Origin of the sequence: Pseudoalteromonas sp. UBA2102 (assembly GCF_002331165.1) — a bacterium.
GTDB classification, from domain to species: domain Bacteria; phylum Pseudomonadota; class Gammaproteobacteria; order Enterobacterales; family Alteromonadaceae; genus Pseudoalteromonas; species Pseudoalteromonas atlantica.
The window spans coordinates 1-6,478 of sequence record NZ_DCYU01000118.1 but is presented as its reverse complement, the minus strand read 5'-3'; the positions used below and the strand labels follow the sequence as shown (position 1 = coordinate 6,478).

Genomic DNA, 6,478 nt, shown 5'->3' with positions numbered 1-6,478 from the left:
TTAATAAAGAATGGTGGGTCATGATGGACTTGAACCATCGACCAATGGATTAAAAGTCCACTGCTCTACCAACTGAGCTAATGACCCGCTCTTTTTGCCGCATTTTGAGTGGGGTAACCATTCGTTTGCTGCGGGCGCTTATAATACTTATTTATAAAATGAGTGCAACCGAAAATGTCTCTTTTTTTCAGTTTTTATGCCTAGGTGAGCAAAATTAAAGCGTTTGTGCTCAAACTACATGCAAATACAAGATTCGCCGAGTATTTCTATGTAGTTTGAGCTTTAAATACACTGCTTAAATGCGCCCTAATTAGCTAAACGCTCGGTTGCAAGTTTTGCAGCAGTTGTACTTGGATATTGGTTAATTAGATCACCCAATATTTTTTGTGCCTCTTGATTTAGGCCTTGCTCTTGTAAAAGCGTGCCTAATTTTAACATGGCATCTGGTCGTTTGTTTGAGTTAGGAAACTCATTAACCACCACTTTAAAATGCTCACTTGCTTTTACACCATCATTTTTAATGGTTAGCAACTGCCCAAGCCAATAATGTGCATTAGAGGCATACACAGAATTAGGATAGGTTGTTAAAAATGTTTGAAACTCAGGAATAGCTTGGTCGTAGCGTTTATCTTTCATTATTAGCGCTACTGCACGCTCATACGCCTCGTTTTCAGATAAGTCACTACTATAGGTTTGTGCGTCACTCGATTGCGTGTAATCGGTTGCAGGCGCAGCAGCAGGTTGTGTATACGCTTGGCTTACGCGGTTTTCTATTTCTTGATAAAGCTCACGCTGGCGCTGAAGTACTTTTTCAAGTTTATAACTTTGCTCTTCAGTAACACCGCGAATTTGGCTTACTTCATCTTGAAGCAGGTTAAGTTGTTGCTGTAATTCAACTTGTAATAAGTTTCGCGACTGCATCATGTTTTCTAGTGATGCTAAACGCTTCTCTATGCTCGACTGTGAACTTGCAGCTTCTGAAACAGGAGCGGGAGCAGCCAAAACTTGGGTGCTCCCGCTCAATATCATGGCTGCCAAAATAATTTTCGGCTTCATAATATCTCTTATCTTAGTAAACTAGTACCGCACGGCGGTTTTTAGCGAAAGCTGACTCAGTGCGAGATTTAACCATTGGTTTCTCTTCACCGTAGCTAACTACTGACATTTGGCTAGCAGAAACACCTAAGCTTTGTAGGTATTTTTCTACAGCTTGGCCACGATGCTCACCTAGTGCAATGTTGTACTCAGGCGTACCGCGCTCATCAGCGTGACCTTCAATTAATACTTTTACTGAAGGGTTTTGAACTAAAAACTCAGCATGTGCGCGAAGTAATTCTGCGTACTTGTTCTCAACAGTTGCTTTGTCGAAGTCAAAGTAAATGATTTGCTCTTGACGAAGCGCTTCATACTTTTGACGAAGTTGCTCTTCTGCTTGTTGTTCAGGTGAAATTGTTGCTACTTCAACTGTGTCCGTGTTTGTTGATTGCTCAACTGCACTTTGGTTTGATTGGTTAGCTGCGCCTTCATCAATATCTGAAGATGAGCTACAAGCGGCTAATGTCATTACTGGCACAGCGATTAGCAGGCCTTTAAGTACTTTGTTAAGTTGCATTGAGTAGATTCCTATTTTGAGTAAACCAGCAAATATTACTGTAAATATGGCGACCAAGCTGGTGCCTTTACTTGTCCGTCTAGCACGGGTAAACGTGCTTTAAAGCGACCGTCCATCGATACCAGCGCGAGTACCTGTTTATTATTATGAAGCGTGCTATATATGATCATCGAACCGTTTGGCGCTATGCTCGGTGATTCATCAAGGCGAGTTCGCGTTAATACTTGAAACGCGCCCGTAGCCAGCTCTTTCTTAGCAAGATGGTACTGCCCGTTGGTACGGTTAACCATCACTAATTCTTTACTGTCTGGCGTTATAGAACCCGCTAGGTTCATATCGCCGTCGAAGGTCAATCGTTGTGACCTACCAGTTCTTAAATTTAACTTATAAATCTGGGCATTACCACCCCTTTCAGATGTAAACACAATATCCTGGCCATTTGGGTACCAAGATGGTTCAGTATCTATACTACGGTGGCGTGTAAGGCGTGTTTCTTTACGTGTTGCTAAATCTAAAACATATACTTCGGTTGCACCTGTTTTATCTTTAGAAAGCACCAATAACATTTTTTTGCCATCTGGTGAAAACTGCGGCGCACCGTTAATACCACGGTAGCTTGTAATCAGTTCACGCTTACCTGAGTAGAGATCTTGAATGTAAATTTGGCTTTGGCGGTTTTCGAACGTTACATACGCAAGCTTAGTACCATCTGGTGACCAAGCTGGTGACATTAACGGCTCTTTTGAGCGCAATAACACTTGCTCGTTAAAGCCATCGTAGTCGGCAACCACTAACTGGTAAGGTTTTGGTTGATCTTCGCGTACAATTACATACGCAATTTTAGTTAAAAACGCGCCTTTTTCACCGGTTAGCTTTTCGTAGACTACATCGCTTATGCGGTGTGAGTAACGGCGAAAGCCACTTTCACCAATTACGCTTTCACGTGCTTCTAAAATGTGGTCTTGGCTTTTTACAAGTTTACCGTTGCTCATCATTTGCGTTTGGCCGCCGGTAATTTGCCCACGGATCACATCTACCAATTCGTAGCGTACTAGGTAACGCCCATCAGTTTGCTGATCAACTTCGCCAACGACAACCGCTTCTACACCTTGGTTTACCCAAGCTGCGTAGTCTATATCGCCATCTTTATTAGGAAGTTGCGGCATTTGTGCTACATCTACCGGTTTAAACTTACCACTGCGCATTAAATCGGCAGCAATAACATCGCTCAATTTTTGCGGAATTGGGCCAACACCATTGTATTTAAAAGGCACGATGGCAATAGGACGTGCGCCGTCTACACCTTCAGTTATTACAATTTCAAGTGCCGCATTTGCCACACCCTGAAACCCTAATAATATAACTACAAAGGCTATTTTAATTTTGCTGAACATATCATTCCTTTAAAATTCTGGCTTGATTGTTAAATTAATATTCTTAAGTTGCTCGAATACATCTTTGTCTTTAGATACAGGTAATGTGTCGGCCATGCGCACAGCTCTAAGTGCTGCTTCACACACTAACTTATCACCCCCTAACGATTTAACCTGCGTTACTAAACCATTAAACCCAAGACGAATATTTACTCGGCACTGTTGATTTTTCATTTTTTCATCAATCAGTAAGTTTTGCTGAATACGCGCCATAATTAAGGCTCTATACTTATCAACTTCGCTTACTACTTGCTGTTGGCGTATTTTACTACGTGCAGCCTGCTCTTTTGCAAGTTGTTCTTGTAACATTTGCTCTTGCAGCGCTTGCTGACGTTTGCGTTCGGCTTCTTTGGCACGCGCTTTGGCTTCTGCTTCACGTTTTTTACGCTCTGCTTCGGCTTTTTTCAGTGCCTCTTCTTCTGCTTTACGCTTATCTGCAGCCGCTTTGGCTGCATTTTCAGCCTCTTGCTTTTGCTTTTCGGCTTGTTTTGCCTTAGCACGTTCTTTTTGTTCAATTTCACGCGCTTTTTTAGCTTCAGCCTCAGCTTGTGCTTTTTCTTTCTCTTTTGCTTTGCGCTGTTGCTCTAGCTTTTTAATATTACGGGCTTCGGCTTCACGTTGTTTACGTGCATTGGCGGCTCTGCGCTCTAAGTCGCGTATGCGCTTATCTTCAGCACGTTTTTTAGCGTCTTCTTTTTTTTGCAACTCGGCAATTTTTTGCTCAACTTGCTTTTGATCTACAGTGACCGCAGACACTGCATTATCAGGCTCAGGAATAGCCGAATTAAGAGTCACTTCCATTACTTTAGGTGCCGGTGGGTGTATATTTGCAGTTGCCCACAAAAAGCCCCCTAAACCTAAATGTAAAAGTACTGACTTGATTATAGAACTATTCATGTTACTACTGTGTCCCCTCAAAGGATTCTGTCATTAAACCCACAGATGGTACGCCAGCATTCTTTAAAAAGTCCATTAATAACAACACTTCTTGGTAAGAAACCTTACCAGAGCCTTTGATCATTACTGGTACATCAGGGTTTTTCATTAGCTGAAGCTTAATAACCGCGGCCACATCAAGTGCTTCCATTGGCTCTTCTGGATCAGTCCCTATGCTTACATAGTACTTACCTGCCGAGTCAATTGAGGCAATAATGGGTGGCGTGTCTTTAGTATCAACTAAATCCGACTCTTCCATTTTTGGTAAATCAACTTTTACACCGTGAGTAATAAGCGGTGCTGTTGCCATAAATATAATTAGCAATACCAACATTACATCAATGTAAGGTACTACATTAATTTCTGCGACCGGACGGCGCTTCTTACGCTGATACATTCGCTTTAGCCTCTATTTGGGTAGCTGCTTGACGGTGTAAAATATTGGCAAATTCTTCCATAAAGTTGATGTAGTGTGATTCTAGTTTTTCAACTTTATTAGCAAAGCGGTTATACGCAATAACAGCCGGAATAGCCGCAAATAAGCCCATTGCCGTTGCAATAAGTGCCTCAGCAATACCTGGCGCTACCATTTGTAATGTTGCTTGCTTCACTTCACCAAGTGCAATAAAGGCATTCATAATACCCCACACCGTTCCGAATAAGCCGATATACGGACTAATCGAACCCACTGTCGCTAAAAACGATAAGCTCGATTCTAGTTTTTCGATTTCACGCGACAGTGCCACACGCATTGAGCGATGCGTACCTTCCATTACAATGCCTGCACTTTGAAAGGTGTTCTTTTTATGGCGTGCAAACTCTTTAAAGCCTGATGTAAATAACGCTTCAATACCATGAGATTGACCGCTACGTGATGAGATTTCGTTGTATAGTTTGCTTAAGTCGATACCTGACCAAAATTTTTGTTCGAATTTTTTTGCATCAGACAAGGCGTCGCTAATTGCTTTTTTGCGCTGAAAAATAATTGCCCATGACATAACAGACATTGCTACTAGCGCTAACATTACTAACTGCACAAGCAAACTGGCTTCTAGAATTAGATCTAAAAAATTAAGCCCTGATCCCACGTTAAACTCCTAAATAATTTCAAAAAACGTCAATTTGGTTATTTTGTGTAAATAAGACCATTGTAACGGCCATAAGTTGCATCTAGTGTATCGAGTCAAGGGTTTACTGACAACGATATTGCTATGAATTGGCAACAAAAAACGTTAAACATACGCTTAATCGCTTGTTTGTTTCTAAAACGCGACTACCGCGTTTAGTAAAACACAACTTAATACTACAAAAGTGCGTAAATATACGCACTAAACTTAATAAAACGCACCGTTTATTCATAAAAAGTGCATAAGCACGCAAAAGTAATTCACGCCACTTTGCATGTACTAATATAACTAATACTGTAACAATACAGCTCAGACCAGTTATTTATTAATTTTCAGACACTTATAAAGTTAACGAATAATTAACGTACAAGTTTCGAACAACAAAAAAATTCATCAGATTAGTTTTTCTTATCTGAAATTTTAAATTTTCTAGTTTGAACAAAAAATGCTTATTCCGTATTATTCTCCCATACCGAGCTTACGCACTGAATGAAACATTTTTCATTAAGCCAAGTTCTTAGTAATAGGATTTTTAATCGTATTACATTGTTTTACTCTTTTTGGATAAAACCTGATTAAGTAAAACGTAGTTCCCTGGATTACTTCCTTCAACTTGTTGTTTGCCCGCATTATATGCGGGCTTTTTTTTGCCTAAATTTTACCGCCAACTTGGCATATAACCGGTATAAATTAAACAATCTGTTTAATTGCCAACGGTGTATTTACTATCTTTTTTACCCGTTCGTATCTTTAAATTATCTACTTTCAGTAAAAAGCATGTTTATAACAAGGTAAAACTTATTAACACAATTAGCGCCACGTCTAATCTCTTATGTTGCTACTGCTTTAAAGCTAACTGGTTTTAATGGTACGCAGCATAGCCACGCCAGTCTTAACGTTAAGTGAATTACAAAACGATTTTAATTTATTGGTTACATTTGCAACAAAGTGGATGAAAGCTGAGTAAGTTTTAAAAAATTATACTAATTTTCTTAATTAAGTGAGCTAAGTTGAGGCTGGAAAAACGTGTTGATAGCTAGGCAAAAAATTCCTATTTAGTTGTTCTTGGCAATTGCTCCTGTACTGCTCTACCTTTTGCATTCAGTCGTAAATGAGAGTTTTTAACGCAGGTAGCGACACGTTTGCCTCGCAAAATGATTAAGTGTTATTGCAAATTGGTATTACATTTAACAGAGGAAGTAGCCCGCTACATTTACTGTAACAGGCTAAAGAGGGGTTAATCTTGTTTTGGGAGTAAACCAAAGTGATGATACGCATTGTCAGATACAATTCGCCCGCGCGGTGTGCGCTGTATAAAACCTTGCTGAATTAAAAAAGGCTCTATTACATCTTCAATGGTTTCTTTTTCT

The 6,478-nt window shown here is 40.1% G+C and carries 7 protein-coding genes and 1 tRNA gene; all 8 read right to left on the bottom strand.

What is annotated here, in order from left to right; translation table 11 throughout:
* Positions 1 to 11 precede the first annotated feature (11 nt).
* Positions 12 to 87, bottom strand: a tRNA-Lys gene (locus B2R65_RS15950).
* Positions 88 to 306: 219 nt separating this feature from the next.
* A complete protein-coding gene (gene ybgF / locus B2R65_RS15945) occupies positions 307 to 1,056 on the bottom strand; it encodes a tol-pal system protein YbgF (RefSeq protein WP_004587278.1) in 750 nt (249 codons plus the stop codon).
* Between the two features lie 13 nt (positions 1,057 to 1,069).
* A complete protein-coding gene (pal, locus tag B2R65_RS15940; protein WP_004587277.1) occupies positions 1,070 to 1,612 on the bottom strand; it encodes a peptidoglycan-associated lipoprotein Pal in 543 nt (180 codons plus the stop codon).
* 35 nt (positions 1,613 to 1,647) lie between these two features.
* Positions 1,648 to 3,006 carry a Tol-Pal system beta propeller repeat protein TolB gene (tolB, locus tag B2R65_RS15935; RefSeq protein ID WP_055016262.1) on the bottom strand — a complete coding sequence of 453 codons (1,359 nt, stop codon included), beginning with the start codon at positions 3,004 to 3,006 and terminating at the stop codon, positions 1,648 to 1,650.
* A 9-nt stretch (positions 3,007 to 3,015) separates the two neighbouring features.
* Positions 3,016 to 3,942 carry a cell envelope integrity protein TolA gene (tolA, locus tag B2R65_RS15930; RefSeq protein ID WP_055016261.1) on the bottom strand — a complete coding sequence of 309 codons (927 nt, stop codon included), beginning with the start codon at positions 3,940 to 3,942 and terminating at the stop codon, positions 3,016 to 3,018.
* A 4-nt stretch (positions 3,943 to 3,946) separates the two neighbouring features.
* Positions 3,947 to 4,378 (bottom strand): protein TolR, encoded by a 432-nt coding sequence (gene tolR, locus B2R65_RS15925; protein ID WP_004587274.1) that lies wholly within the window; start codon positions 4,376 to 4,378, stop codon positions 3,947 to 3,949.
* Positions 4,365 to 5,069, bottom strand: coding sequence for a protein TolQ (tolQ, locus tag B2R65_RS15920; protein WP_004587273.1), 705 nt, complete (start codon positions 5,067 to 5,069; stop codon positions 4,365 to 4,367). Before tolQ ends, tolR begins: the two co-directional genes overlap by 14 nt.
* A 1,276-nt stretch (positions 5,070 to 6,345) precedes the next feature.
* Positions 6,346 to 6,478: Holliday junction DNA helicase RuvB C-terminal domain-containing protein (locus B2R65_RS15915; protein WP_286744292.1), on the bottom strand; the 133-nt coding region annotated here is incomplete at its 5' end.